Annotated in this window: 26 protein-coding genes; 15 read left to right on the top strand and 11 right to left on the bottom strand. The window is 69.3% G+C overall.

Annotation, left to right across the window (positions count from 1 at the left end):
* Window position 1: 1 nt before the first annotated feature.
* Window positions 2-2,170 carry a methylmalonyl-CoA mutase gene (gene scpA / locus BLW75_RS19320; protein ID WP_034304719.1) on the bottom strand — a complete coding sequence of 723 codons (2,169 nt, stop codon included), beginning with the start codon at window positions 2,168-2,170 and terminating at the stop codon, window positions 2-4.
* Window positions 2,170-4,032 carry a methylmalonyl-CoA mutase family protein gene (locus tag BLW75_RS19325; protein WP_091597885.1) on the bottom strand — a complete coding sequence of 621 codons (1,863 nt, stop codon included), beginning with the start codon at window positions 4,030-4,032 and terminating at the stop codon, window positions 2,170-2,172. The genes scpA and BLW75_RS19325 overlap by 1 nt, the downstream gene beginning before the upstream one ends.
* 129 nt (window positions 4,033-4,161) lie before the next feature.
* Here BLW75_RS19325 and BLW75_RS19330 point away from each other — a divergent pair, with 129 nt between their 5' ends.
* Window positions 4,162-5,937: a serine/threonine-protein kinase gene (locus BLW75_RS19330; RefSeq protein WP_091597888.1), complete on the top strand. Its 1,776-nt coding sequence runs from the start codon at window positions 4,162-4,164 to the stop codon at window positions 5,935-5,937.
* A 353-nt stretch (window positions 5,938-6,290) separates the two neighbouring features.
* Here the strand turns inward: BLW75_RS19330 and BLW75_RS19335 are convergent, their stop codons facing one another.
* Window positions 6,291-6,962, bottom strand: coding sequence for a MerR family transcriptional regulator (locus BLW75_RS19335; RefSeq protein WP_241783219.1), 672 nt, complete (start codon window positions 6,960-6,962; stop codon window positions 6,291-6,293).
* Window positions 6,963-7,037: 75 nt separating this feature from the next.
* Here BLW75_RS19335 and BLW75_RS19340 point away from each other — a divergent pair, with 75 nt between their 5' ends.
* From BLW75_RS19340 to BLW75_RS19350, 3 genes are read left to right on the top strand one after another with little or no spacing between them, the layout of a single operon-like run.
* Window positions 7,038-8,006 (top strand): hypothetical protein, encoded by a 969-nt coding sequence (locus BLW75_RS19340; protein ID WP_034304715.1) that lies wholly within the window; start codon window positions 7,038-7,040, stop codon window positions 8,004-8,006.
* Entirely contained in the window at window positions 8,003-8,434 is a 432-nt protein-coding gene (locus tag BLW75_RS19345; protein ID WP_034304712.1) for an ABA4-like family protein, read from the top strand. Before BLW75_RS19340 ends, BLW75_RS19345 begins: the two co-directional genes overlap by 4 nt.
* Window positions 8,427-9,212: a purine-nucleoside phosphorylase gene (locus BLW75_RS19350; protein ID WP_034304710.1), complete on the top strand. Its 786-nt coding sequence runs from the start codon at window positions 8,427-8,429 to the stop codon at window positions 9,210-9,212. Before BLW75_RS19345 ends, BLW75_RS19350 begins: the two co-directional genes overlap by 8 nt.
* A 67-nt stretch (window positions 9,213-9,279) precedes the next feature.
* On the opposite strand, the gene BLW75_RS19355 is transcribed toward BLW75_RS19350, so the two are convergent.
* Window positions 9,280-10,434 (bottom strand): glycosyltransferase, encoded by a 1,155-nt coding sequence (locus BLW75_RS19355; protein ID WP_034304707.1) that lies wholly within the window; start codon window positions 10,432-10,434, stop codon window positions 9,280-9,282.
* A gap of 29 nt (window positions 10,435-10,463) precedes the next feature.
* Here BLW75_RS19355 and BLW75_RS19360 point away from each other — a divergent pair, with 29 nt between their 5' ends.
* The 8 genes from BLW75_RS19360 to hisS all read left to right on the top strand — a co-directional run bounded on the left by BLW75_RS19360 (window position 10,464) and on the right by hisS (window position 17,942).
* Window positions 10,464-12,101 carry a phospho-sugar mutase gene (locus BLW75_RS19360; protein ID WP_034304705.1) on the top strand — a complete coding sequence of 546 codons (1,638 nt, stop codon included), beginning with the start codon at window positions 10,464-10,466 and terminating at the stop codon, window positions 12,099-12,101.
* A gap of 1 nt (window position 12,102) precedes the next feature.
* A complete protein-coding gene (locus BLW75_RS19365) occupies window positions 12,103-12,555 on the top strand; it encodes a flavodoxin family protein (RefSeq protein WP_034304701.1) in 453 nt (150 codons plus the stop codon).
* A gap of 391 nt (window positions 12,556-12,946) precedes the next feature.
* Window positions 12,947-13,339: a helix-turn-helix domain-containing protein gene (locus tag BLW75_RS19370; protein WP_034304699.1), complete on the top strand. Its 393-nt coding sequence runs from the start codon at window positions 12,947-12,949 to the stop codon at window positions 13,337-13,339.
* Complete coding sequence (locus BLW75_RS19375; protein ID WP_034304696.1) at window positions 13,336-13,857, top strand: hypothetical protein; 522 nt, start codon at window positions 13,336-13,338, stop codon at window positions 13,855-13,857. Before BLW75_RS19370 ends, BLW75_RS19375 begins: the two co-directional genes overlap by 4 nt.
* Window positions 13,854-14,987 carry an MAB_1171c family putative transporter gene (locus BLW75_RS19380; RefSeq protein ID WP_034304694.1) on the top strand — a complete coding sequence of 378 codons (1,134 nt, stop codon included), beginning with the start codon at window positions 13,854-13,856 and terminating at the stop codon, window positions 14,985-14,987. Before BLW75_RS19375 ends, BLW75_RS19380 begins: the two co-directional genes overlap by 4 nt.
* The gene (locus tag BLW75_RS19385; protein WP_034304691.1) at window positions 14,984-16,168 is read left to right on the top strand and encodes an amidohydrolase family protein; all 1,185 of its coding nucleotides are present in this window, start codon (window positions 14,984-14,986) and stop codon (window positions 16,166-16,168) included. Before BLW75_RS19380 ends, BLW75_RS19385 begins: the two co-directional genes overlap by 4 nt.
* Before the next feature lie 84 nt (window positions 16,169-16,252).
* The gene (locus BLW75_RS19390) at window positions 16,253-16,645 is read left to right on the top strand and encodes a hypothetical protein (protein ID WP_034304688.1); all 393 of its coding nucleotides are present in this window, start codon (window positions 16,253-16,255) and stop codon (window positions 16,643-16,645) included.
* Window positions 16,646-16,655: 10 nt separating this feature from the next.
* Window positions 16,656-17,942 (top strand): histidine--tRNA ligase, encoded by a 1,287-nt coding sequence (hisS, locus tag BLW75_RS19395; RefSeq protein ID WP_034304686.1) that lies wholly within the window; start codon window positions 16,656-16,658, stop codon window positions 17,940-17,942.
* A gap of 168 nt (window positions 17,943-18,110) precedes the next feature.
* Here hisS and BLW75_RS19400 read toward each other — a convergent pair whose 3' ends face one another.
* From BLW75_RS19400 to BLW75_RS19410, 3 genes are read right to left on the bottom strand one after another with little or no spacing between them, the layout of a single operon-like run.
* A complete protein-coding gene (locus BLW75_RS19400; protein ID WP_034304684.1) occupies window positions 18,111-19,112 on the bottom strand; it encodes an aldo/keto reductase in 1,002 nt (333 codons plus the stop codon).
* 24 nt (window positions 19,113-19,136) lie between these two features.
* Window positions 19,137-20,120, bottom strand: coding sequence for an aldo/keto reductase (locus BLW75_RS19405; RefSeq protein ID WP_034304681.1), 984 nt, complete (start codon window positions 20,118-20,120; stop codon window positions 19,137-19,139).
* Window positions 20,117-20,518, bottom strand: coding sequence for a MerR family transcriptional regulator (locus tag BLW75_RS19410; RefSeq protein WP_007032012.1), 402 nt, complete (start codon window positions 20,516-20,518; stop codon window positions 20,117-20,119). The genes BLW75_RS19405 and BLW75_RS19410 overlap by 4 nt, the downstream gene beginning before the upstream one ends.
* Window positions 20,519-20,602: 84 nt before the next feature.
* Between BLW75_RS19410 and BLW75_RS19415 the strand changes: the two genes are divergently transcribed.
* A complete protein-coding gene (locus BLW75_RS19415; RefSeq protein WP_034304675.1) occupies window positions 20,603-21,196 on the top strand; it encodes a TetR/AcrR family transcriptional regulator in 594 nt (197 codons plus the stop codon).
* 147 nt (window positions 21,197-21,343) lie between these two features.
* Here BLW75_RS19415 and BLW75_RS19420 read toward each other — a convergent pair whose 3' ends face one another.
* From BLW75_RS19420 to BLW75_RS19435, 4 genes are all read right to left on the bottom strand, one after another.
* On the bottom strand, window positions 21,344-22,624 hold the full coding sequence (locus tag BLW75_RS19420) for a hypothetical protein (protein WP_034304672.1): 1,281 nt from the start codon (window positions 22,622-22,624) through the stop codon (window positions 21,344-21,346).
* Window positions 22,621-23,214 (bottom strand): RNA polymerase sigma factor, encoded by a 594-nt coding sequence (locus tag BLW75_RS19425; protein WP_091597894.1) that lies wholly within the window; start codon window positions 23,212-23,214, stop codon window positions 22,621-22,623. The genes BLW75_RS19420 and BLW75_RS19425 overlap by 4 nt, the downstream gene beginning before the upstream one ends.
* 92 nt (window positions 23,215-23,306) lie before the next feature.
* Window positions 23,307-23,930, bottom strand: coding sequence for a uracil phosphoribosyltransferase (upp, locus tag BLW75_RS19430; RefSeq protein WP_034304667.1), 624 nt, complete (start codon window positions 23,928-23,930; stop codon window positions 23,307-23,309).
* Between the two features lie 18 nt (window positions 23,931-23,948).
* A complete protein-coding gene (locus BLW75_RS19435) occupies window positions 23,949-24,392 on the bottom strand; it encodes a protein-tyrosine phosphatase family protein (RefSeq protein ID WP_034305048.1) in 444 nt (147 codons plus the stop codon).
* Between the two features lie 105 nt (window positions 24,393-24,497).
* On the opposite strand from BLW75_RS19435, the gene BLW75_RS19440 reads away from it, so the two are divergent.
* A complete protein-coding gene (locus tag BLW75_RS19440) occupies window positions 24,498-25,109 on the top strand; it encodes a DUF1707 SHOCT-like domain-containing protein (RefSeq protein ID WP_034304666.1) in 612 nt (203 codons plus the stop codon).
* Between the two features lie 21 nt (window positions 25,110-25,130).
* Entirely contained in the window at window positions 25,131-26,291 is a 1,161-nt protein-coding gene (locus BLW75_RS19445; RefSeq protein ID WP_034304664.1) for a serine hydrolase domain-containing protein, read from the top strand.
* Window positions 26,292-26,304: the final 13 nt, after the last annotated feature.

Raw genomic sequence — 26,304 nt, forward strand, 5'->3', positions numbered from 1 at the left:
TTCAGGACTCCTGGGCGGTCAGCTGTCCGATGAGGTCGATCGCCGCTTCGGCGATCACCGTGCCGGGGCCGAAGATCGCCGCCGCGCCCGCCGCGCGCAGCTCTTCGTAGTCCTGCGGCGGGATGACGCCGCCGACCACGACGATGATGTCCTCGCGGCCCTGTTCGGCGAGCTCGGCGCGCAGCGCGGGGACCAGCGAAAGGTGCCCGGCCGCCAGCGACGAAACGCCGATGACGTGCACGTCGGCCTCGATCGCCTGCCGCGCGACCTCGCCGGGGGTGGAGAACAGCGGGCCGACGTCGACGTCGAAACCGATGTCGGCGAAGCCGGTCGCGATCACCTTCTGGCCGCGGTCGTGGCCGTCCTGGCCCATCTTCGCGACCAGGATCCGGGGACGGCGGCCCTCTTCCTCGGCGAACTTCTCGACCAGTTCGCGCGCCTGCTCGACGTTCTCGGCCTTGCCGACCTCCTCGCGGTACACACCGGAGATGGTACGAATCTGGCCGGAGTGGCGCCCCCAGATCTTCTCCAGCGAGTCGGAGATCTCGCCGACGGTGGCCTTCGCCCGCGCCGCGTCGATGGCCAGCGCGAGCAGGTTGCCGTCGGACTGGGCGCCCGCCGTCAGCCGCCGCAACGCGTCCTGCGTGGCGTCCTCGTCGCGCTCTTCGCGCAGCCGCCGCAGCTTCTCCAGCTGTTGCGCGCGCACACCGGCGTTGTCCACTTTGAGCACGTCGATCTGCTCGTCGTCCGTGACCTGGTACTTGTTCACGCCGATCACCGGCTGGCGGCCGGAGTCGATCCGCGCCTGCGTCCGCGCCGCGGCCTCTTCGATGCGCAGCTTGGGGATACCGGCGTCGATCGCCTTCGCCATCCCGCCCGCCTGCTCGACCTCGGTGATGTGGCCCCACGCCTTGCGTGCGAGGTCGTAGGTCAGCTTCTCGACGAACGCGCTGCCGCCCCACGGGTCGATGACCCGCGTGGTGCCGGATTCCTGCTGCAGCAGCAGCTGCGTGTTCCGCGCGATGCGCGCGGAGAAGTCGGTCGGCAGCGCCAGCGCCTCGTCGAGGGCGTTGGTGTGCAACGACTGCGTGTGCCCCTGGGTCGCGGCCATCGCCTCGACGCAAGTGCGGACGACGTTGTTGTAGACGTCCTGCGCGGTCAGCGACCAGCCCGATGTCTGCGAGTGGGTCCTCAGCGAAAGCGACTTGGAACTCTTGGGCTCGAAGCCCTTCACCAGTTTCGCCCAGAGGAGCCGTGCGGCGCGGAGTTTCGCGACCTCCATGAAGAAGTTCATCCCGATCGCCCAGAAGAAGGACAGGCGCGGCGCGAACTTGTCGACGTCCAGCCCGGCCTCGACCCCCGCGCGGATGTACTCGACGCCGTCCGCGAGCGTGTACGCCAGCTCCAGGTCGGCCGTCGCCCCGGCCTCCTGCATGTGGTAGCCGGAGATGGAGATCGAGTTGTACTTCGGCATGTTCCGCGAGGTGAACGAGAAGATGTCCGAGATGATCCGCATCGACGGCTGCGGCGGGTAGATGTAGGTGTTGCGGACCATGAACTCCTTGAGGATGTCGTTCTGGATGGTCCCGGCCAGCTTGTCCGGCGTGACACCCTGTTCCTCGGCCGCGACGACGTACAGCGCCAGCACCGGCAGGACGGCGCCGTTCATGGTCATCGAAACGCTCATCTTGTCGAGCGGGATACCGTCGAAGAGCTGCCGCATGTCGTAGATCGAGTCGATCGCGACGCCCGCCATGCCGACGTCACCGGCGACGCGCGGGTGGTCGGAGTCGTAACCGCGGTGCGTCGCGAGGTCGAAGGCGACCGAGAGCCCCTTCTGCCCGGCCGCGAGGTTGCGGCGGTAGAAGGCGTTCGATTCCTCGGCGGTGGAGAAACCCGCGTACTGGCGGATGGTCCACGGCTGGTTGACGTACATCGTCGGGTACGGGCCGCGCAGATACGGCGCGATACCCGGATACGTGCCGAGGAAGTCCACTCCGGACAGATCGCCGGCGGTGTAGACCGGCTTGACGCCGATGCCTTCGGGCGTCTCCCAGGCGAGCGCGTCGGGACCCTTGCCGGTGGCGGCGTGCAGGGCTTCGGTCCACTGAGGACGGTCGGCCGGGTCCGGCGTGCCGAGGTCGATGCCTGCGAAGTTCGGGATGGTCATCACTGCACTCCGAGCTCGGTCAACGTGCCGGTCAGGATTTCCAGGGCGTCGCAGCCCGTGTACAGGTAGCCCGTGACGTCCGGGTGGTCGCCGGGTTTTCCGGCGAGCAGCACCGACGTGGCACCGGCTTCCTTCAGGGCCTTCGCGACGCTGTCGGCTTCCTCCGCGTAGGAGGTGTTGCTTCCGCAGAGGCAGGCGACCTTCGTTCCGCTGGCCCGGAATTCCGCGATGACGTCCTCGGTCGCACCGGGGTTCACGGCCTCGATCCCGCCGGCTTGGAACAGGTTCGCCACGAAACTCGCCCGCGCGGTGTGCGCCGCGACCGGGCCGAGCGTGGCCAGGAAGACGCGAGGACGGCTCGGATGCGCGTCCGCCCGGTCTCGCAGGGCCTCGAACGCTTCGGCGTACCGGTGGCGGGGCAGGCCGCCGCCCGGCAGGTCTTCGACGGCGTCGCGGACTACGGTCTTCTCGGTCAGATTGGGGAATTCGCTGACGCCGGTGATCGGATCACGCCGGGTCGCGAGCCGCTTCGACCGCTTCTCCCACGTTTCGGCGAGCCGTGCGGCGAGCGCGCCGGAGGCCAGTTCGGCCTCGATGCCGCCCGCCGCCTCGATGGCGGTGAACTCGCGCCACGCGGCCTTGGCCAGGTCTTCGGTGAGGTTCTCGACGTACCAGGAGCCGCCCGCCGGGTCGATGACACCGGCCAGTTTGGACTCCTCCAGCAGCACGGCGTGCGTGTTGCGCGCGATCCGCGCGGAGAACGCGTCCGGCTGGCCGATCGCGGCGTCGAACGGGAGCACGGTGATCGCGTCCGCGCCGCCGACTCCCGCGCCGAAACAGGCGAGCGTGGTCCGCAGCATGTTCACCCACGGGTCACGCTGCGTCAGCATCGCGGGCGAGGTGACCGCGTGCTGCCGCATGCCGGACGCCTTGCCGCCGGAAACCTCGGTGACGCGGGCCCACAGGCGCCGCGCGGCGCGGAACTTGGCGATCGTGAGGAACTGGTCCGCCGTGGCGGCGAGCCGGAATTCGATCTGCCCGGCCGCGGTGTCGACGTCCAGCCCCGCTTCGGTGAGCACCCGCAGGTAGGCGACACCCGCGGCGATGGTCGCGCCGAGTTCCTGCGCGTCCGAGCCGCCCGCCTCGTGGAACGGCAGGCCGTCGGCGACGATCGTCCGCACCTTCGGGTGACTGACGGCGACCTGTGCCGCCAATTCAGCGGCGGGGGCGAGCGGATGCGCCGAACCGGTACGCGCGGCCGACCCGATCGGGTCGGCGCCGAGGGTCGCGGTGACCGCGCTCGCCGGGATCTCGCGTTCGGCGAAAAGGGCGAACAACTCGTTCGCGGCGGCTTCGTACTCGTCGCCCGCGTCGAGAGTGACAGGCGCGAGGTCGATGTAGACCTCGTTCAACGCGTCGCCCAGATCGGCGACGGAGACGCCGTGCGCACCGGCGCGCAGCCAGATGGAGCTGACGCCGCCTTCGAGGTCGGCGAGGATCGCGGCGTTCGTGGCCTTGGCGTCGCGGCGCGCGTATCGGGCACGGATGTCCCAGCCGGTCGTCACCGCGCCCTCGGGCCGGGCGCTTCTCACGAACGGCGGAAGACCGGGGAACCCTGTCCCCTCGACGGTGTCTTCGGCGGTGTAGAGCGGCTGGATCTCCAGACCGTCATACGTCCGGGTGACGAGCTTGCTTTCGGGCAGGCCGTCGAACGACTCGTCGATGGCCCCGCTCTTGCGCAGCACGCCGGCCACGAGTTCCCGCCACTGCTCCCGGCTCGCTTCGGGGAACTCCGCCGCGAGCTTCAGCTCTTCGGGCGAGTCAGGGGTCGGCACTGACTCCGTCTCGGCCACTTCCGTCATAACCATCGATGCTAACGGCCCTCAAGTGGCGTTACCTGTGACGCTAGTCGCGCCGAAGGGGTGGCCTGATCACTCCGACAGGGCACGGCGCATGGGTCCGCCACACGGGCATACGACACAATTGGGCCCGTGCCGTCCGACACCCCCGAGCCCAGCGAGAGTCCCGGCGACGAGAAGCGTGTGGTCGCCGGCCGATATCGGTTGCGCTCGGTCATCGGATCAGGGTCGATGGGCACGGTCTGGTCGGCCTACGACGAGTTCCTGCACCGTCCCGTCGCGGTCAAAGAGGTCCGCCTCCCGCCCGGCGTGCCGGCGTCGCAAGCCGACGAACTGCGCGAGCGGACCCTGCGCGAAGCCCGCGCGATCGCCGTCCTGAGTCACCCGAACGTGATCATCCTGCACGACGTCGCGCGCGAGAACGACGAGCCGTTCGTGGTCATGGAGCTGCTGCCGTCGCGCAGCCTCGCGCATATCCTGCGCGACCACGGGCCGCTGACGGTCGAGCAGGCGGCGGCGGTCGGCATCGCGGTGGCGTCCGCGCTCGAAGCCGCGCACGCCGCCGGCATCACCCACCGTGACGTCAAACCGGGCAACGTCCTCGTCGCGGGTGACGGCCGCATCAAGCTCACCGACTTCGGCATCGCGCGCAACGTCTCCGAAGCCACCATGACCCGGACAGGGATGATGCTGGGCTCGCCCGCCTACATCGCGCCCGAGGTCGCTTCCGGTGGTGCCGTCGTCCCCGCCGCGGACCTCTGGGGTCTCGGCGCGACGCTGTTCGCCGCCATCGAGGGCTCGCCGCCCTACGACGCCGACGGCGACCCGCTCGAAACGGTCGGCAAGGTCGTCAACGGGAAGGTTCCGAAGCCCGGCCCCGGTCCGCTGGCCGACGTGATCGGCGCGCTCATGAAGAAGGAGCCGTCGAAGCGGATCACCCTGCGCGAAGTGCGCCGCCGGCTGTACCCGTTGCAGGCCAAGACGCTCATCGACCTCTTCCCCGCCGAGCTGTTCCACACGCCCGACGGCAAGAAGACCACCGCCCATCTCGACGCGACCGACACCCAGGTGCTCAAGCCGGTCGCGCCGGAAAAGCCGGGCGAGGGCACGAGTTCCGAACTCGCCGCCGACCCCGGGCCACTGCCGTTCCTGAACCAGCCCGCGCCGGCGCCTCCCGCCGAACTACCGCCGATGCCGACCGTCACACCGACGCCGACGCGCCCTCCGGGGCGGTCAGGGCGGTCGGCGGTGGGCACGGTGGTGCTGGCGCTCGCGTCGGTCGTCCTCTTCCTGCTGGCCGCTGGAGGCGGATTCGTGCTGGCCAGGGCCGTCGGCGGGCAGGACCTGCGGCCGCCGGAAAAGGTGCAGCAGGGCGACACGGTCATCACTCAGCCGCCGCCGAAACTGATCACGCAGCAGGGTGACGCCAGCACGGTGAACGGCCTCAAGGGCGGCCGGTTCAGCATCGGCGTCCCGGAAGGCTGGCAGAAGTTCGTCGCGCCGCATGTCACCAAGGGCGTGCCGAGCACCGTGGTGCAGTACGTCTCACCCGACGGCCGCCAGGTCATCCGGGTCGAGCGGCTGAGCGGTTTCCTGTCGAGCAGCCCGCCGCCCGCCTACTTCAGCTGGCTGAAGAGCCAGCATCCCGAAATCGCCCTCATCGGCGAGCCGACCACCGTGCCCGGCCGGGGCGACAACAGCCAGCGGTACACCTACCGGACGACCGAGCGCGCCGCCGGGAGCCGGGACGCCGTGAACGAGAGCATCACCCGCACGACGTACATGGACCTGTTCAGCGGCGGCACGGACCTCTGGATCCTCTCGGTGACGTCGCCGATCGAGCAGGAGAATTCCGCGAAGACCGCGATCTTCGAGCCCGTGGCGCTTTCCCTCATCGTCGACGGCTGACCCGGCGGATTCCCCACCGGCCGGAATTGTCGCGAGTGTTTTGGGCGTTCCCATGAAAGACATGCCGGATCTGGCGTGATCGAAGCCCTGGGGCGTTCGCTGTCTTCAGGACGAGACGGGCCGGCGTCCACAAGTGCGCCCGATTAGCGCCATGATGTCCGGTTCTCGCGGGCGTCGTGAGTGATAAGTGTCGTTCTAACACTCCTTAGCACTCACGACCCCGCGCGGAACTGGCCTCGCCCACGACTTCCCCCTCACGACACCCGGACAGAACACTCAAATCGCGTCCACAAGGGAGCCTCAGGGCCCCTTGCGAGCGGTCGCCCCCGCATGCGACGTGAAGGAAGCGTCCTTCAGCCCTCCCGGGCGAAGTAAGCCTTCGAAGCACGCTGCTGCGCCAGCCTCCGTAACACCGAGAGCAGCCTGTCCCCGAGAAGCGTCTCCACGACGGCGATCTCGATGATCTGCTCCAGCGACTCGATCCCGGCGATCGCTTCGAAGTCCAGTTCGGCGGTCCGGTCGGCGATCTCGGCGTAGTCGTCGAGGTGGTCGAGGTACCAGCCGTGCCCGACCTCGCGGATCGTGCACAGGACGCCGACCAGGGCCTGGATGACCAGGTCGTCGTCCTTGCAGGGCCAGCCGCGGCGCTCGGTGAGGTCCCGGACCGTCGCGAGCGCCCATTCGCGGGCTTCGTCGTCGGCGACCTGCCGTGGGGGCGTGATGCTCTGCTGGGCGATGCCGAGGATGTGGTGGGGGCTGGCTTCCCCGGCGTCGACCGCGGCGAGCACCTCTCCGACCGTCGCGAGCGACAGGCCGCCGACCTCCATCAGCGCCCTGATCAGCTTGATCCGCTGGACGTGCCCCTCGCCGTACTTCGCCTGGTTGGGGCTGGTCCGCTCACCCGGCGGGAGCAGCCCTTCCCGCAGGTAGTACTTGATCGTGGCGACCGGGAGCCCGGCTTTCTCGCTCAGTTCGGCCATCCGCACGCGTGCGTTCTCCGATCTCGGGGACGGTTCCAGGGGCATCCCTGAAGATTTCTCAGGATGGATAGCTTAGGTTCCCATAACGGAGAGCTTGACTATCCATTCTGGGAGGGACCCATGACCATCTTGACCGATCTCCGCGAGAGAACCCGCACCTGGCACCGCGGTTCGTATCGCCTGGCCCAGGCCTTCGCCGTGATCACCGTGCTGTGCGTACTGGCCATGCTGATCGACCAGCGGACACTGAACGGCGCGCCGCTCTGGGCGAAGCTGTTCAAATTCGCCGTCTCCGCGGCGCTGTACTTCTTCACCTGGAGCTGGCTCGTCTCGCTCCTGCCGAAGTTCCGGCGGACCGCGTACTGGCTGACGAACGTCCTCGTCGTGTGCTTCACGATCGAGTACGTGCTGATGGTGGTCCAGACCATCCGCGTCCGCGTGAGTCACTTCAACAACGAGACCCCGCTGGACGCCACGATCTTCGCCGTCATGGCCGGGACGATCGCCGTGCTGTGGGTGGTCAACCTCGTGCTGACGATCGCCGTCCTGTTCCTCCGGCTCCCCGATCGGGCGACGGCGTGGGCGGCCAAGATCGGCGCGATCCTCGGCGTGCTCGGGCTCTCGCTGGCCACGCTGATGACCAGCCCGACCCCGGAACAGCAGGCCATGCTCGACGCGACCGGCCAGTCCGCGATGGTCGGCGCGCATACCGTCGGGCTCCCCGACGGCGGCCCCGGCCTGCCGATCCTCGGCTGGAGCACGGTCGGCGGCGACCTGCGGATCCCGCATTTCCTCGGCCTGCACGGGCTTCAGGTCCTCCCCTTGCTCGCGCTCACCCTCGGTGTCCTGGCGGCGCGCTACCCGCGGCTTCGCGACGACGTCCTCAGGCTGCGGCTGGTGGTGATCGCCGGCATCGGCTACGCGGGCCTTCTCGCCCTGCTGACTTGGCAAGCGCTACGCGGCCAGTCGATCGTCGCCCCCGACTCCCAGACCCTGACCGCCTTCGCCCTGCTCGTGGCGGGCGTCGCCTTTAGCGGGCTAATCGCGATCGGGCGGCCGGCGCGGGAGCTGGAGGCATCGCCGCGATGAGCGTCGAGACGCTGTTCACCTGGACCTTCCCGCTGGCGACGCCGTTCTGGCTGCTGATGATCTTCCTGCCCGGCTGGTCGTGGACCCGCCGGATCATGTCCTCGCCCTGGACGCCGCTGCTCCCGCTGATCCCGTACTTCGTGCTCGCCATCGCGCATCTCGGCGAACTGTGGGCAGCGGTCAGCAGGCCGGATCTCGACGTGCTCAGCGCGTTCACCGGCACGCCGTACGGGGCGGCCACGATCTGGGCCCATCTGATCGCCTTCGACCTGTTCATCGCCCGCTGGATGTACCTCGAATCCCGCGAGCACCGGATCCACCCGCTGGTGACCGGCCCGATCCTGGCGCTCACGATCTTCCTGTCCCCGTTCGGGCTGGTGGCGTTCCTGCTCGTGAGAACCGTCCGGATACGCTCGTCGCATGAGTGAGAACGAGGTCGCGGCGGCCGCCGCCATCGCCGAACGCACCGGCGTCGAGAAGCACGACATCGCCGTCGTGCTCGGTTCGGGCTGGCGCCCGGCGGCGGACGTCATCGGGGAGCCCGAGGCGGAGATCCCGCTGGGCGAGCTGCCCGGATTCGTCGCGCCGGGCGCGGTCGGGCACGGGGGGACCGTCCGGTCGGTCCGCGTCGGCGAGAAGCGCGCGCTGATCCTGCTGGGCCGCACGCATTTCTACGAGGGCAAGGGGATCGACCCGGTCGTGCACAACGTGCGCACCGCCGCGGCGGCGGGCGCCAGGACGGTGCTGCTGACCAACGCCGCGGGCGGTCTGCGCGAGGGCTTCCGGGTCGGGCAGCCGGTGCTGATCTCCGACCACCTGAACCTCACCGCGCGCTCACCGATCGTCGGTGCGAACTTCGTCGACTTGACGGACCTCTACGCGAAGCGGCTGCGCGACATCGCCCGCGAGATCGACCCTTCGCTGGAAGAAGGCGTCTACGCGGGGCTGACCGGGCCGCATTTCGAGACGCCGGCGGAGATCCACATGCTGCGGACGCTCGGCGCCGACCTCGTCGGCATGTCGACGGTGCTGGAGGCCATCGCCGCCCGCGCCGCCGGGGTCGAGGTGTTCGGCCTTTCGCTGGTGACCAACCTGGCGGCCGGGATGACCGGGGAACCGCTGAACCACGAAGAGGTCCTCGAGGCGGGCCGCCAATCCGCCACCCGCATGGGCACCTTGCTCAAGGAACTCGTCGCCCGCGCCTGACAGCCCTTTGCGCGTGAAGGCCCCCTTCCCTCGGCTGAGCCGGGGGAAGGGGGCCTTCACGCGCTTCTCAGCCTGCGAACTCGGGAAGCCGCTGAGCGACCTCCGCGGGTGACGGCATCGCGGCGACCTCGTCGGCGAGTTTCCGCGCCGCGCCGAGCACCGCTTCGTCCGTGAGCAGCTTTCGCGCCTGCTCGGAGATGGCATCCTCGACGATGTCGGCGCCGATCAGTTGCGTGCCCACCCCGGCCGTGACGACGGCTTCGGCGTTCGTGAACTGATCCGCCCCCTGCGGCAGCACCAGCTGCGGCAGCCCGGCGCCGAAAGCCCCGAGCGTCGTTCCGCTGCCGCCGTGGTGGACCACGAGGTCGACATGCGGCAGGAGATCGACCTGCGGCACCCACGCCTCGACACGGACGTTGCCGGGGACGTCGCCCAGCGCCGCCGGATCCACCGTCGGCCCCGCCGCGACGATGACGTCCGCGTCGATCCGCGCCAGGCCGCCGATGGCCCGCTTCAACACGTCTTCGTCACCGAAAGCGGTGCCCAGGGTGAGGTAGATCAGCGGACGGCTCCTGTCCCGCCCGGCCACTCCCGCCGGGAGGTCTCCCGGCTCCGCCCAGCCGACGGGACGCAACGGGATCCTGTTCGCTTCGGCCAGGAAATCGGGCGCCTGCACCGATTCCGGGCAAATGTCGATGACCGGGTCACCGAAGGAGGGCAGACTCGCGCCCTCGATTCCGACCTCTGCCGCGAATTCCGCGAGACGGCCGGTGATGATGTCGGCGACCTCGCCCGGCGAGACGCGGCCGAAACCGTGCCCGATCGCGGGGATCCCGGCGAGCCGGGCGGCGATGGCACCGCCGGCATTTCCGCTTTCGTAGACGACGAGATCGGGCCGGTGCCGTTCGAGTACCGGCGCGAGATCGGCGACGAACCGCCGCGGCAGCACGTTTCCGAACACCTGCCCGATGACCGGGTAGAACGACTCGGGCGGGGCGTCCTTGGCCCGGGGCTGAGCGTCGGGGCCGAAGAACGACTCGAACGCCTCCCGCATGCCGAATCCGGCGCTTTCCGCGGCCAGCCCGGCCTTTTCGACCACCGGGAGCATGTCGTCACCCGTGGCGAACAGGACTTCGTGCCCGGCGTCGCGAGCGGCGACGGCGAGCGGTAGTAGGGGATAGAGATGACCATGACTCACCAGAGAAGTGAAGATCAATCGCACCCTCCCCAACGTACCCGTAGGCTGACTCGGTGACGACTTCTTTGACCTCGGAGCTGCGGGATCGGGCGTTCCGCTGGATCGCCGACGACCCGGACGACGATTCCCGTGTCGAGCTGCAGAACATCCTGGCGCGCGCGATGGGCGGCGAAGCCGGTGCGGCGGACGAACTCGCGGACCGGATGGCGGGCCCGCTCGAATTCGGCACCGCCGGGCTGCGCGGCCCGGTACGCGCGGGCCCCAACGGGATGAACGTCGCGGTCGTGACCCGGACCACGGCCGGGGTCGCGGCCTGGCTGGCCTCGCAAGGACATGCGGGCGGGGTCGTGGTGGTCGGCCGCGACGCGCGGCACGGTTCGGAAGCCTTCGCCGCGGCGGCCGCCGAGGTGCTGACGGCCGCCGGGTTCGCGGTGAAGACGTTGCCCGGCCCGCTGCCCACCCCGGTGCTCGCGTTCGCCGTGCCTGCCCTCGGCGCGGTCGCGGGCATCCAGATCACCGCGTCGCACAATCCCCCGGCAGACAACGGTTACAAGCTTTACGACGCGTCAGGCGGCCAGATCGTCCCGCCGTCGGACGGTCAGATCGAGCGGGCCATCGAAGCCGCTCCCCCGGCGATCAGCGTGCCGCGAGAGCCGGGCGCCGAGGTGCTGGGCGAAGAACTCCTGAACGCCTACCTGGCGAAGGTCGCGCTTCTGCCGCGCGGGCCGGAGCGCGAGGTCAAGGTCGCCGCGACGGCGTTGCACGGCGTCGGCGCGGACACTCTGCGCGCCGCGTTCGAGCGCGCCGGTTTCGGCGATCTCCACCTGGTGTCCGAGCAGGCCACGCCCGACCCCGACTTCCCGACGGTCGCCTTCCCGAATCCGGAAGAACCGGGCGCGACGGACCTTTTGCTGGCACTGGCGTCCGAAGTGGACGCGGACCTGGCGATCGCACTCGATCCCGACGCCGACCGCTGCGCGCTGGGCGTGCGCGAGCGGGACGGTTCGTGGCGGATGCTGCGCGGCGACGAAACCGGCGTGTTACTCGGCTGGCATATTTTGTCCACTGTGGACACGACTGACCCGCTCGTGGCCACGACCATCGTGTCGTCGTCGATGCTCGGCGAGGTCGCGAAGGAATTCGGGGCGCGCTACGCGGAGACCTTGACCGGGTTCAAATGGCTGGTCCGCGCGGGCGAAGGGCTCGTCTTCGCCTACGAAGAGGCACTCGGCCTCTGCGTGAACCCCGGTTTCGTGCGCGACAAGGACGGCATCGCCGCCGCCGTCCTCGCCGCGGCGTTGACCGCTTCCTTGCGCGCCGGCGGGCGCGGACCGCTGGACGTCCTCGACGAACTGTCCGTGAAGCACGGTGTGCACGTGACGGATCAGGTCTCGTTGCGGGTCACCGATCTTTCGGTGCGGGAGCGGCTGATGGCGGGCCTGCGCGCCACACCCCCGTCGGCGCTGGGCGGTACCGACGTCACGATGGAGGACCTCCTGCCCGACGCCGACGTCCTCCGCCTGACCGGCGAAGGCCTGCGTGTCGTCATCAGGCCGTCCGGGACCGAGCCGAAACTGAAGGCGTACTTGCAGGTCAAGCAGCCGGTCACCGGCGACCTCGCCGAGGCACGCGCCGCCGCGGACGCCCGGCTGTCCGCGCTGCGAGCCGACATCGAGTCCCGGCTGGTGTGAAATGCCGAAGCTGCTGATCGTCCACCACACGCCCTCGCCCTCGACGCAGGCGATGTTCGAGGCCGTGCTCTCCGGCGCGAACCATCCGGACATCGAGGGCGTCGACGTCGTGCGCCGCGCGGCGCTGGGCGCGACCGTGCCCGACGTCCTGGGCGCCGACGGCTATCTGCTCGGCACCCCGGCGAATCTGGGGTACATGTCCGGCGCGCTGAAGCATTTCTTCGACACCGTCTATTACCCGTGCCTCGATTCCACGCGGGGACGGCCGTTCGGGTTCTTCGTGCACGGCAACAACGACACCGCCGGCACCGTGCGCGGGATCGAGAGCATCACCACCGGACTCGGCTGGGAGAGCGCGGCTTCTCCAGTACTCGTCACCGGAGAACCGGGCAAAGCGGATTTGGAGGCCTGTTTCGAACTGGGCGGCACCCTGGCCGCCACGCTGATGCCCTGACCCACACCGCAATTCGTCATCTACTTGCGACAGCGATCGGCGCGAGTAGATGACGAATTGCGGCGGAAAAGTAAGGGGCCTGTCACCGGAAGCCCTGGGGGTCGACCTCCGGCAACAGGCCGAGACCAAGGGTTCGCCGTGACGGCGATCAACCTTGGCTGCCTCAGCGTACTACATCCGGCACGATCTTGGGCACCCACCGGGAAAAACGGCTCTCACTCCGGCGTCCGTACACCCCCAGGGCACGGATTCCGGAGTGAGAGACCGGACACGGCACGAAACCGCTTGACAACTGTAAACCACTGCATACATACGATGTCAACAGCTGCGGACAGGCTGTATCGCGTTACACTCCCACTACGGAACGGGACCAGGGAACGGATGGGGGGTCATGGCTCCGTATCAGACCTTCGCGCAGAAACTGAGCGCGCTGATCGATTCGGCGCGCGCGGACGAAGGCGCCCCGCACAGCTATCGCGAGCTGTCCGCGGCGATCGACCGCGCCGGCGGGCCCACCATGTCGCCCGCGTACCTCCAGCAGCTCGCCACGGGTAAACGCGTCAACCCGAAGATCCACTACGTCGAGGCGCTGGCGAAGCTGTTCGGGGTCCCGATCACGTACTTCTTCGAAGACCAGGAACCGCAGCCCGCCGGAGAGGCGAAGCTCATGGCCATGCGCGCGCAGGAGCTGTCCCCCCAAGGCCGTCGCCAGGTCATGGACCTGCTGGAGCTCGTCGAGCGCTACGAACGGGCCGAACGCGACCAGCCGGACGAAAGCCGATGAAGGAACGGGAGCTCCGCAAACGCTGCCGCAAGATGCTGAACAAGCTCGACATCGAGCCGCCGCTGGACGTCGGCGTGCTCTGCGAGCGGCTCGGCGAACAGCGTGGCAGACCGATCCGGCTGATGCCGTACCCGCTGGAGGTCCCCGGTCCGTTCGGCTGCTGGATCGCCACCGGTTCGGCGGACTACATCTTTTTCCAGCAGGAGACCACGAAGTCCCACCAGGACCACATCATCCTGCACGAGCTCGGGCATATGCTCGCCGATCACCATCCCGGCGGCGACGCCGAACCCGCCGACTTCCTGCGCGGCCCGGCCACCGGCCTGGACAGCGACGCGGTGCACCGCGCCTTGCGCCGCACCTCCTACGATGAGGCGCACGAATGGGAAGCCGAGACCGTGGCGACCATCATCCTCGAATGGGCGTCGGTCTTGAACTACACGATTCCCCGTCGCGCCGACGACGATGACGTCCGCCGCGTCCAAGGCGCGCTGGGCGACCATCAAGGGTGGCTGTGAACTCGCTGTTCTCCCCTCTCAACGTCGTGGCGATGGTGCTGTTCGCCACCGCGCTCGCCTGGCGGATCTACCAGACGTACCGGGCGCCCCGGCTGCTGCCGAACTGGGCGATCACGATCACGATCGTCTGCGTCGCCGGGTCCTTCCTCGCGCAGCAGAAGGTCATCTCCGGCTGGCTCGACGGGCTGACGGGCAAGGGCACGGGCCGCCTGGTCAACAACATCATGCTCGCCATCGGGGTGTGCGCGTTGTTGATCGTGTTCCTCGGCTCCGCGCTGGGGCCGCGCAGGCCGGGGCGCGTCCTGTTCGAACTCGTCCCGCTCTCCGGCGCGATCGCGCTGATGCTGGTCGCCATGGCCCTCACCCCGCCGGAGGTACGCGGGCTCGCACTGAGCCCGAAGCTCGTGCACGTGCCCGGGGTGGCGTTGTTCTACCTGGGGGCCGGGATCTACCTGATCTACGGCCTCGCGGCGTGCGCTTGGTGGATCTTCCGCTACATCCGCACCGCGGACCGCCATCTGAAGACCGGGCTGAAACTCAGCGCCGCCGGTCTGATCTGCCTGTCCGTCGGCAGTGTGTTCCGCGCGCTCTACATCGTGATCGCGTGGGCGTTCGGGCCCTCGGTCCCGCTTCTGCTCACCGTCGCCGTCCCGTTGGTACTGCTCGGGATCGTGCTCTTCCTCGCCGGGATCACCTATCCCGGTGCCCGTGCGCGGTTCGCCGCGCTGCGCCGCCGTCGCCAGCACCGGCGCCACCACGACGAGCTCACCCCGTTGTGGACCGCGCTGGCCGGGATCTACCCGAACATCGTGCTCCGGACCACGCCACAGGGCCGATGGGAACGGTGGCGGCCGCGGACGGTCCACCGCCGGTACTACCGCCGCGTGATCGAGATCCGGGACGGGCTCGTGCAGCTGAGCCCCTATCTGGAAACCGATCTCACCGCGCTCGCCGCCGACGATCCGCGAGCGGCGGCGGAAGCGCTGAAGACGGCGATCGCCAGGCAGACCGCGGGCGAGGAGACCGACGGGCGGGCGAAACTCGTGCTCCCGGGCGGCGCCTCCGACATCGAATCCGACGTGCGGCCGCTGCTCGCCCTGTCCGCCGCCGTCTCCAGGAGCGGAACATGACCGCACAGCTGCTGCTGACGGCGGGACGCGTCCTGCCGCGTCCGAGCACACCGGTCGAAGACGGCGCCGTGCTCGTCGAGGGCGGCCGGATCCTCGCGGCGGGCCCTCGCGCCGAGGTCGTGGCCCAGGCCTCGCCGGACGCCGAACGGCTCGACTTCCCCGGAGCGACGCTGCTGCCCGGCCTGTTCAACGCCCACGTGCACCTGGCTTTCGACACCACCCGCGAAATGCTGCCGAACTTCCTGGCGAGCGGAGACGAAGCGCTGCGCGCGGGCGCCAAGGACCGGTTGGGGCAGCTGCTGCGCAGCGGCGTCACGACGGTGCGCGACCTCGGCGATCGTGACGCGCTGGGCGCGCGGGTCCGAGCCGAACTCGAAGCCGAAGGCACCCCCGCTCCGCGCCTGCTGACCGCGGGATCCCCCTTGACCGTCCTCAAAGGACACTGCCACTTCTTCGGCGGCGAGGTCGCGGACGACGCCGCGATCCGGGCCCTGATCGACGCCAACGCGGCCGCCGGCGCGGACGCGATCAAGGTGATGGCCAGCGGCGGCCAGATCACCGAGGGCGGCGCGGACATGTGGGAATCCCAGTTCGACGCCCGGGCGCTGCGCCTGATGGTCGAGCACGCGGCACGCCACGGGCTCCCGGTCGCGGCGCACGCCCACGGCTCCGACGCCATCGAAGCGTCGGTCGAGGCCGGGGTCCGCACGATCGAGCATTGCACCTGGATGACCGGACCCCAGCGCCAGGACAGGCGCGAAGGCGTCGCCAAGCGCATGGCGGCCGAGGGCATCGCGGCGTGTTCGACGAGCAGCCGCAACTGGCGGATGCTGGCCGAGCGCATGGGCGAGGAGCTCGCGAAGACCGTGTACGGACGGCTGTCGTGGCTGGAGGAGCTGGGTGTCCCGCTGCTGGCGGGGACGGACGCCGGGCTGCCCGGTTCGGTCTTCGACGATCCCGTCGGCGCCCTCGAACTCTACGAATGGCTCGGGTTCGGCAGGCGCCGGATCCTTGAGATCGCGACCGAGGACTCCGCCGCCGGGCTCGGCCTCGGCGACGTCACCGGGCGGCTGGCACCCGGCCTGAGCGCCGACGTCCTGGTCGTCGACGGCGATCCGCTCGCCGATCTTTCCGCGCTCCGGAACGTCCGCCTCGTCCTTGCGCGGGGCGCCCGGGCCTGATTCCCGAAAGTGGGACGCCCGCTTTGGTGACAGTGTTTTAAAACGGTGTTATCGTTGGCCTCCCCTGCAGCGAAAGGAACCACCATGGAAGGCCCGATCAGGCTCTTCACCGTCATCGCGCTCGTTTCCCTGCCGACGGTGATGTACGGCGGTTACGCGCTGATGGGTGTCCTGCGCGACCGGAAACTGACCGAACACCAGCGCGGGATGTTCCGCGCCGGCCACGCGCACGCCGGTGTCCTGCTGGTTCTCGCGCTGGTCGCGCTGCAGATCCTCGGGCAGACCGGGCTCCCGGCCGCCGCGCTGTGGATCGTCTGCTTCCTGCTGCTGTTCGGCGTGCTCGCCCAGTCCGGCGGCTTCTTCCTGCACCTGGCACCGGGCAAGGGCAAGCTCGGCGGGCGGGTCACCAGCGCCGGGGCGGTGCTGCTCGGAGCGGCGATCCTGACCACCGCGTACGGCGTCGCCTTCGCTGGTTAAGCTTGTTGACGTGCCTGAATACCTGCCGACAGCCCCCGCCAAGGGGACCCGCGACTTCCTGCCCGCCGAGATGTCCGTCCGGACGCAGGTGTTCGGCCATCTCTACGACGTGCTCGAGCTGCGAGGTTTCCTCCGCTACGACGGGCCCATCCTCGAACCCGCCGAGATCTACGAGCGGAAGTCCGGGCAGGAGATCGCGGACCAGCAGCTGTACACGTTGACCACCAAGGGCGGCGAGCGGCTGGCGCTGCGCCCGGAGATGACGCCGTCGGTCGCCAGGATGATCGCGGGCAACGCCAAGTCGCTGCAGTTCCCGGTGCGCTGGTACAGCCACCCGAACTGTCACCGCTACGAGCGGCCGCAGCGTGGCCGGGTTCGCGAGCACTGGCAGATCAACGCGGACATCTTCGGTTCGGACAGCGCGAACTGCGAGATCGAGATCTTCGAGCTCGTCCACGACATGATGAGCGCGCTCGGCGCGACCCCGGACATGTTCCAGGTGCGGGCCAACGACCGGAACCTGCTCTCGTCGGCGCTCACCGACATCGTCGGCGTGACCGCGGAGCAGCTGCCGCAGGTGTTCACCTTGGTGGACCGCTGGGAGAAGTCGGACCGGACGAAGCTGAGCGACACCGCGGCCGAGATCGGCCTGGCCGACAAGCAGTTCGAGAAGCTGACCGAGATCCTGACCTCCGGCGCGGCCTTGCTCGACGAGCTGCCGGACCAGGTCAAGGAGAACTCGAACCTGGTCAAGGTGTTGAACAGTGGCGCCGCGGACCTGATCACGTTCGATCCGATGATCGTGCGCGGGCTCGCGTACTACACGTCGACCGTGTTCGAGGTCTTCGACACCTCTCCGGAGAACCGTCGCGCCCTCTTCGGCGGCGGCCGGTACAGCGACCTGGCGTCGTTGTTCACGTCGCAGCAGATCCCCGGGATCGGCTTCGGCATGGGTGACGTCACGCTCATCGACTTCCTCGACACGCACGGTCTCACCCCGAAGCCGCGCAGCGAGACCGATGTCGTGGTGATCCCGGTGGTCGAAGAGCTCACCGACGCCGCGCGCGAGGTCGCCGCACGGCTCCGGAAGGCCGGGCTGCGCACGTCCACCCCCGTCGAGCTTCGCAAGCTGGGCAAGGAGCTCACCCGGGCGGACAAGGCCGGGGCGCGGGCCGTGGTGATCGTCGGCCAGGAGGACTGGGACGCCGGGAACGTGACCGTGCGCGGGCTCGCGACCCGCGAACAGCGGACCGTGGCCGTCGACGGCGTGGTCGACGCGGTCAATTCGCTGCTCTGACAACGAATCGCGGCCAGCGGGCGCAATGCGAGGCCTCAAGGCTTCCGGTGAACGCGCCCGGGTCGTGGCCGCCGGCTTCGCGATGGGGTCGTGAGTGGTAAAGACGGTTAGAACGATCATTACCACTCACGACCACCCGAACCGGCCACGCCACGTCTGGCGTGACACTTAGCGGGACAGCATGCGCATGGCCGCTTCGGGGTAGCGCTCCCCCGCGACCGCGTCGGCGGGAACCACCTCCTCGATCGCCGCCACGTCTTCGGCGGTCAGCTTCAGGCCGACGGACGCCACGTTCTCTTCGAGGTACTTGCGCCGCTTGGTGCCCGGAATGGGCACGACGTCGTCACCCTGCGCCTGCACCCAAGCGAGCGCCAACTGGCCCGCGGTGACACCCTTCCGCTCGGCCAGCGCGCGCAGCGCCTCGACGATCGCCAGGTTCCGCTCCAGATTTCCTTCGGCGAACCGCGGCTGGGTCGTCTGCCGGAAGTCACCCTCCGCGAAGTCCTCTTTGGACTTGAAACGGCCGGTGAGGAAACCGCGGCCCAGCGGGGAATACGGCACCAGCCCGATACCGAGCTCACGGCAGACCGGGACGACCTCGTTCTCGATGTCGCGCGACCACAGCGACCATTCCGTCTGCACCGCCGTCACCGGATGCACGGCGTGTGCCCGCCGGATCGTCTCCGGGCCGGCCTCGGACAGCCCGATGTGCCGGATCTTCCCCTGCTCGACCAGCGAAGACAGCGCGCCGGCGGTCTCCTCGATCGGCACGTCCGGGTCGACGCGGTGCTGGTAGTACAGGTCGATGTGCTCGACGTTCAACCGGCGAAGCGAAGCCTCGACCTGTTGGCGCACATAGAATTCGTCACCCCGGATCCCGCGCTTCGAGGGATCCGCCTCGTCACGCACGATGCCGAACTTGGTCGCCAGCACCACCTGGTCCCGTTTGCCCGCCAGCGCGCGGCCGACCAGTTCCTCGTTGCGGCCGAAGCCGTACATGTCGGCGGTGTCGATCAGGGTGACGCCCAGTTCGATCGCGCGGTGGATCGTCGCGATCGATTCGGTGTCGTCGCCTTGGCCGTAGAACTCACTCATGCCCATACAGCCGAGCCCCTGCGCGCCGACTTCCAGCGTGCCGAGCCTGCGGGTGGGCAGGGTGGAACCCGTCATGATCTCTCTCGCAATTCTCTGGGTTTACTTACCGGCCGCGCGGGCGAGCCGCTCCGGGTAACGCTCACCGGCGAACGCCTCGGCGGGCGCGGCCGTTTCGATGGCCTCGATGTCCACTTCGGACAGTTCCAGCCGCGCGGCGGCGGCGTTCTCTTCGAGGTACTTACGCCGCTTGGTGCCCGGAATCGGCACGACGTCGTCGCCCTGCGCCTGCACCCAGGCCAGCGCGAGCTGCCCGGCGGTGACGCCCTTCTGCTCGGCCAGCGCGCGCAACGCGTCGACGATCGCCATGTTGCGCTCGAAGTTGCCTTCGGCGAACCGGGGCAGCCCGCGGCGCAGGTCGTCCGCCGGAAGGTCCTTCACCGACGTCACGCCGCCGGTGAGGAAACCGCGGCCGAGCGGCGAAAACGGCACGATGCCGATGCCCAGCTCGCGAACGGTCGAGAGGATTTCGCCTTCGATGCCCCGGGTCCACAGGGACCACTCGCTCTGCAGCGCGGTCACCGGGTGGACGGCATGGGCGCGACGGATCGTCTCAGCACTGGCCTCGGAGATCCCGGCGTAGCGGATCTTGCCTTCCTGGACCAGCTCCGCGAGCGCGCCCCAGGTCTCCTCGACGGGCGTGTTCGGGTCGACGCGGTGCTGGTAGTAGAGGTCGATGTGGTCGACGTTCAGCCGGCGAAGGGACTCTTCGCAGCTCTGCTTGACGTACGCCGCGTCGCCGCGGGCGGACATCCCGCCGTCCTTGTCCCAGACGATGCCGAACTTGGTCGCCAGCACGACCTGGTCCCGCTTGCCCGCGATCGCTCGGCCGACGAGCTCTTCGTTCGCTCCGGCGCCGTAGACGTTCGCGGTGTCGAGCAGGGTCACGCCCAGTTCGAGGGCACGGTGGACGGTGGCGATCGACTCCGTGTCGTCGTCGCGGACGCCGTAGGCCTGGCTCATCCCCATGCAGCCGAGCCCCTGCGCCCCGACCTCCAGCCCGCCGAGCCTCCTGGTGCTGATCACGCTGAAATTCCCTCCACGGTGGCTCCGGTGCCGAGCACCTTGCGTTCCACCTGGTCGTAGTGGTCGATCTTGTAGTCGAGGATGTCGAGGCAGGTCTGCAACTCGGCGATCCGGTCGGCGACCGATTTGCGCTGGTCGACCAGAATCGCCTTGCGCCGCCCCGCGCTCGCCGCGCCGTGGTGGCGCAGCGAGGCGTACTCGCGCATCCGTTTGATGGGCATGCCGGTCAGGCGGAGCTTGGTCAGGAACCCCAGCCACCCGAGGTCGTCATCGGTGTAGGCGCGGCGCCCGGCGGCGTCCCGCGCCGGGGGCTCGACGAGTTTGATGCGCTCGTAGTACCGGAGAGTGTCGATGGACAGTCCGCTACGTCGCGCGGCTTCCGCTATCGAGTAGCTCATGCGAACGACACTACGACCTGGAGTGCGCTCCAGGTCAACTCCGAATCCGAGCGATTGATAACAGCGTTGCGATACCCTCCGCACATGCCCCGCCCCAGGACGCACGACGAAAACCTCCGGCTGAAACTGCTGGACCGCGCCGGAGAACTCATCTCGGCCGACGGCCCCAAGGCGCTGAGCCTCCGCAAACTGGCCGCCGACGTCGGCACGTCCACCACCGCCGTCTATTCGCTCTTCGGCGGGAAAACGGACCTCGTCAGCGCCCTGTTCACCGAGGGGTTCCGCCGCTTCGGGCGCCGGATGTCCGGGGTCACGCTGAGCGGTGACCCGGTCGAGGACCTGGTGCGGCTCGGCGTCGCGTACCGGGAAAGCGCGCTGGCCGACCCGCATCTCTACGCGATCATGTTCACGAAGTCGGTGCCGGGTTTCGAACCGGCGGAGGAGACGTCCGAGCAGGCCCGCGCCACGATGGCGCCGCTGGAGGGGACGATCCGCAAGGCCGTCGCCGACGGCGTCTTCCTCGACGTGCCGCCCGAGGTCGTCACGGTGGCCTGCTGGGGATTCGTGCACGGGCTCGTGTCGCTGGAGCTGAACGGGAACCTGCCGGAGCAGTACACCGTGAGCACGGCTTACGAGACCGCGCTGCGGGTGAACGCCTCCGGCTGGCTGCGCCGGTGACCTGCGTTTAGCGGGCTAATCGCGACCCGCCGCCGCCCTGATCGCGTTTAGCAGGCTAAATGCGATCCGCCGCACCCGTCGCGTTTAGCCCGCTAAACGCGACCCACCCCCACATCGCGTTTAGCGGGCTAAACGCGATCCCGCAGGTCAGTAGAGCGGCAGGGTGCCCTCGTGGAGCGTCTTCCCTCCGGCATCGAGGACGACGACGCCCACCTGCGCGTTCGGATCCATGGCCTCCGTGCTTTCCGGTCGCCAGACCGCGAAAGTCCCGTCGGTGACCGTCGCGTCGACCTTCTTGCCCGCCCCGAAATCGAGCTTCACCGTGGTCGCGGTCCGCGGCACGATCCCGATGAACGGATTCTTCGCGCTGTCGGCCCCGCCCTGCTCGGAGCCGCCGAGCGTTTCGGTCGAAAGTTTGCGCACCGGCCGCCGCTCGGTCGTCTGGTCGGAGAAGAGGCGGTAGTACTCGCTCGTTCCGTCGCGATACCCGAGCCCGCCCTGGCAGACGACGAACCTGTCGCCGAGCCGGGCGGCGACCACCTTGACGTCATCGCCTTCGAGCAGCGTCCCCGTCTCGTACACGTCCACGTCGGGCAGCGGTTCGGCCGCCCCCTCCACGCAGGTCTGGAAGAACTCCCCCGCCGGTGTGCCCCGATCCGGCACCACGGGCGGGACGCGGTCGATCTCCGTCACAGCCGGTTCGGGCGCGGGCCGAAGGGCGTGCGGCGCGACGGTGACACCGTCGCCCGGCTGTCCGGTGTACGGCCCGACCGAGTACGTGGTCCGCGACGGTTTGGACTGCGAAAGCAGCACGAACAGGTTTCCGTTCCGGAAGATCGGCACCTCGGACGAGGCCGTCGAATCGGCGGTCCGGCTGAAGATCTCCATCTTCTCCCAGCCCGGGTCGGCCACCCCGGCGACCGTTCCGGCGTGGCTCGTCAGCAGCGCCGCGGTCTTGGTCCCCGTCGCGTAGGACGGGACGGTGTCGGGGTCGGAAACCGTCACCGTGATCGACGTCGTTTCACAGAAGAAGGTCTTGTCGCCCGCGCGCACCGCGACGACCGTCACGGACGTCCAGGAAGGGGCGACGGTGAATTGCGGCACCCATGCGTCACGGGCGGGGAAGCTCGCGGCCCTGCCCCGGGTCTGGAGCGCCGCCCAGCATCGGTTCATCGCCTCCTCCGCCTTCGGCCGGTCGAGGGAGAAGTCAGGATTCGCGACGACGGGACCCTGCCGGTCCGGCTCCCGGATGAGCACGGTCGTGACCAGAGCCCCCGCGAGGACCAGCACGACGGCGGCCGCGGCGGCGGCGATCGGCCATCGTCGCCGTTCGGGTTTTCCCATCCCCTCCCGCAGGGACATCCGCAGGTTGTCCAGCACTTCCGGAGGGAGTTCGCGCCTGCCGGGCAGGCCGAGGTCGTCGGTCATTTCTCCTCCAGGGCGGCCCGCAGCTGCGTACGGGCCCGCGAGATGTGGGCGCGAACGGTCACCTCGGCGACGCCGAGCAGTTCGGCGGCGTCGCCGGAGGAGAGGTCGCCGAGCAGGCAGAGTTCGACGGCCTGACGCTGCGATTTCGGCAGCTTCGCGACCAAGGCGAGCACCTGCTGAAGACGGTCTTCGCCGTCGAGCTGGTCGACGACGGTGTCGGCGTGGTCGGACACCGACCGGGGTTCCGGCAGCCGCCGGACGAGCCGGAGCCGCCGCCCGGTGCTGCGGTGTTCGCTGCGCGCGAGATTTCCCGCGACGGTGTACAGCCAGGGCAGCGCGCTGTCGCGGACGAGCGTGATGTCCGCCCGGCGCCGCCAAGCGGTGAGAAACGTCGACGACGTCAGGTCTTCGGCCGACGCCCACGACCCCGTCAGCCGGTAGGCGTGGTTCCACACCGACTGGGCGTGGCGCTCGAACAGCTCGGTGAACGCCGGGTGATCACCGTCCGCGGCCGCCCGCCAAAGCTCCGTGTCGCTCCTGTCGGGAGGAGGTTCGCACGAGTCCACCGGCACCCCCACCGTTCCGGTCACTGTTCTGGTCACATCTGTCAGTGACCGGCAACGGCGGAGTTGTTGTGAACCGGCCGGATCGCGTTCAGCGGGCTAAACGCGATCCGGCGGCGTCAGACGGCCCCGTACTGCCGGTCCCCCGCGTCCCCGAGGCCCGGCACGATGAACCCGGAGTCGTTCAGCCGCTCGTCGATGCTCGCGGTCACCACTCGCAGCGGCAGCCCGGTCTTCTTCAGATGCTCGATGCCCTCGGGAGCCGCCAGCGCGCAGATCGCGGTGACGTCGGTGGCGCCCCGGTCGGTGAGCAACCGGATCGTGTACTCCATCGACCCGCCGGTCGCCAGCATCGGGTCGAGCACCATCACCGGCCGGTCGGCGAGCGATTCCGGCAACGACTCCAGATACGGCGTCGGCTTGAGCGTCTCTTCGTCACGCGCGAGGCCGACGAAACCCATTTGGGCGTCCGGGATCAGCTTGTGCGCCTGGTCCGCCATCCCGAGCCCGGCCCGCAGCACCGGCACGAGCAGCGGCGGGCTCGCCAGCGCGTAGCCGTCGGTGCGCGCCACCGGGGTGTGGATCCGCTCGATCCGCACGGGCATGTCGCGCGTGGCTTCGTAGACCAGCATGACGGTCAGTTCGTGCAGCGCCGCGCGGAAGGCGGCGCTGTCGGTGCGCGCGTCGCGCATGGTGGAGAGCCTGGCCTTGGCCAGCGGGTGATCAACGACGTGCACATCCATGCCGGTCAATTTAGCCCGTCACGCCTGCCGCGCGAACCAGCCGACCCAACGGCGCTGCCAGGGTGTCTCCACCGAACGCTTGTCGTGGTTGGCCCGCGCCCACGCCACCGCCTCGTCGGCGCTCAGCCCCGAAAGGGTGGCGAGACAGGACAGCACCGTGCCGGTCCGTCCCACTCCGCCGTAACAGGCGACCTCGACGCCTTCGCCCGCCGCCGCCCTGGTGTGCAGGTCGACGATCCGGCGCCGCGCGTCCGCCCAGTCCGTCGGCAGGAGGAAGTCGGGCCAGCGGATCCACGCCCGTTCCCAGTCCATTTTGTGATCGTGCTTCCGGCGCAGTTTCGCGCCGCCCAAATACAGTCCGAAATCCGGCGCGGGCCCTTCCGGCCAGGGGCGACCCAGGCCCCGTCCGCGCACCTTGATCCCGTCCGGCAGCTCGACGGCGCCGGGTAGTGAGTTCCCCATCACCGGAGGATGCCACTGTCGGCCAGAAGATGGACGCTTGGCCTTCTCCTCGGCGCTAGGCTCCTCCAGGTGAGTGAAGAGCCGGCCCTGCCGGGCCCCGAACAGATGCGCATCTCCGACGCCGACCGCGAGCAGGTCGCGCAGGTGCTGCACGCGGCGATGTCCGAAGGACGCATCACCATCAACGAGCTGGAGGAACGGCTCACCGTCGTCTACGCGGCCAAGACCGTCGGCGACCTCAAGCCGGTCACCGCGGATCTGCCCCAGCATTCGCGGTCGGCGATCGAGCCGGCGACGTCGCGCGCGCTGGGCCTGCCCGACGACCGCATCGGCGGGCATCCCGGTTCCGGCGCCTCGATCGCCGTCATGTCGGGGGCGTCGCGCAAAGGCAGCTGGGTGGTCCCGCCGCAGCACAACAGTTTCGCGTTCTGGGGCGGCGCCGAGCTCGATCTGCGGCACGCGCGGTTCGCCGAGAAGCACTCGACGATCACCGCGGTCGCGATCATGGGCGGGATCGACATCATCGTGCCCGACGACATCAACGTGGACGTCACGGGAATCGGTTTCATGGGCGCCTTCGAACTGGAGGATCGCGCCGGGACTCCCCCGGCGCCGCCGACGGCGCCGACCGTGAAGATCACCGGCCTCGCGTTCTGGGGCGGCGTCGTCGTGAAGCGGAAACCGCGTAAAAAGGACGTACCCGAACTGGAAGCCTGACCTGGACTGGGGGTTCACCACATGCGCCGAAGTTTCGTCGCGATCGCTTGTGCCGCACTGCTTTCCGTCACCGCCTTCCCGGCGGTGGCCGCCGAGAACGCCGATCCGCGCCAAACCGCGATGGACGCGGCGGTCGCCGCGGGCATCCCCGGCATGGTCGCCGTTTCCGACGATTTCCGCGGGGTCAGCGGCGTCGCGGACATCGACCGGCCGGGTAAGCCCGACGCGTCGGGCCGCTGGCGGATCGCGAGTGTGTCGAAGGTGTTCGTCGCGACGCTGGTCCTGCAGCTCGTGGCGGAAAAGCGGGTCGCGCTGGACGAGCCCGTCCAGCGTCATCTGCCGGGGCTGCTGCCGTATCCGGAGCCGATCACCGTCCGCCAGCTGCTGCAGCACACCAGCGGACTCCCGCGCGACCTGGCGCCCGAGGACTCCTGGGCGTCCGGGCCGGAGGTCGACACCGAACGCTTCGAGCACTTCGACAGCGACGACCAGATCCGCTTGAGCGTCTCGAAGCAGCCGCTGCAGTTCACACCCGGAACGGGCTGGGCGTACTCGAACACCGGCTACAACGTCCTCGGCCTGCTGGTCGAGAAGGTCACCCGGAAGCCGCTGGAACGCGCGCTGGCCGAGCGCGTCACCGGGCCGCTGCACCTGCGCGACACCTCGCTCCCCCGCGACTTCCCGTTCCTGCTCCGCCCGGCCGCCCGCGGCTACGAGCAGCTGTACGACGCGCCGCGCGGCCTCACCGACGTCACCACCTACAACTACTCGCGCTATTTCGGCGCGGGCGGCATGGTGTCTTCGGCCAAGGACCTCAACCGCTTCTTCGAGGCGTTGCTCGGCGGGCGCCTGCTGCCCGCCGATCTGGTGGCCGAGATGAGGAAGACGGTCCCGGTGGGCGGCGGCATGGAGTACGGCCTCGGCCTGATGAAGCTGAACCTCAAGACGGCGGGCGCCTGCGCCGAGGACATCTCCATCTGGGGACACGGCGGCGATCTGCCGGGGTTCGCCACCCTCAGCTTCCACGACGACTCGGGCAAGAACATCTCCACGCTGGCCACCGTGGACCTCACCGCGTCGCCGGAGGCCGCGCTCAAGCGTCAGCTGCCGATGATCTCCGAGTTCTGCTCGCCGGTGGTCCCGACCAGGGCGGTCGCCCAGGCCCCGGTGCCCAGCCTGTAGGCCGCTTACACTC

It is taken from the genome of Amycolatopsis lurida (genome assembly GCF_900105055.1).
In the GTDB taxonomy this organism is placed as follows: domain Bacteria; phylum Actinomycetota; class Actinomycetes; order Mycobacteriales; family Pseudonocardiaceae; genus Amycolatopsis; species Amycolatopsis lurida.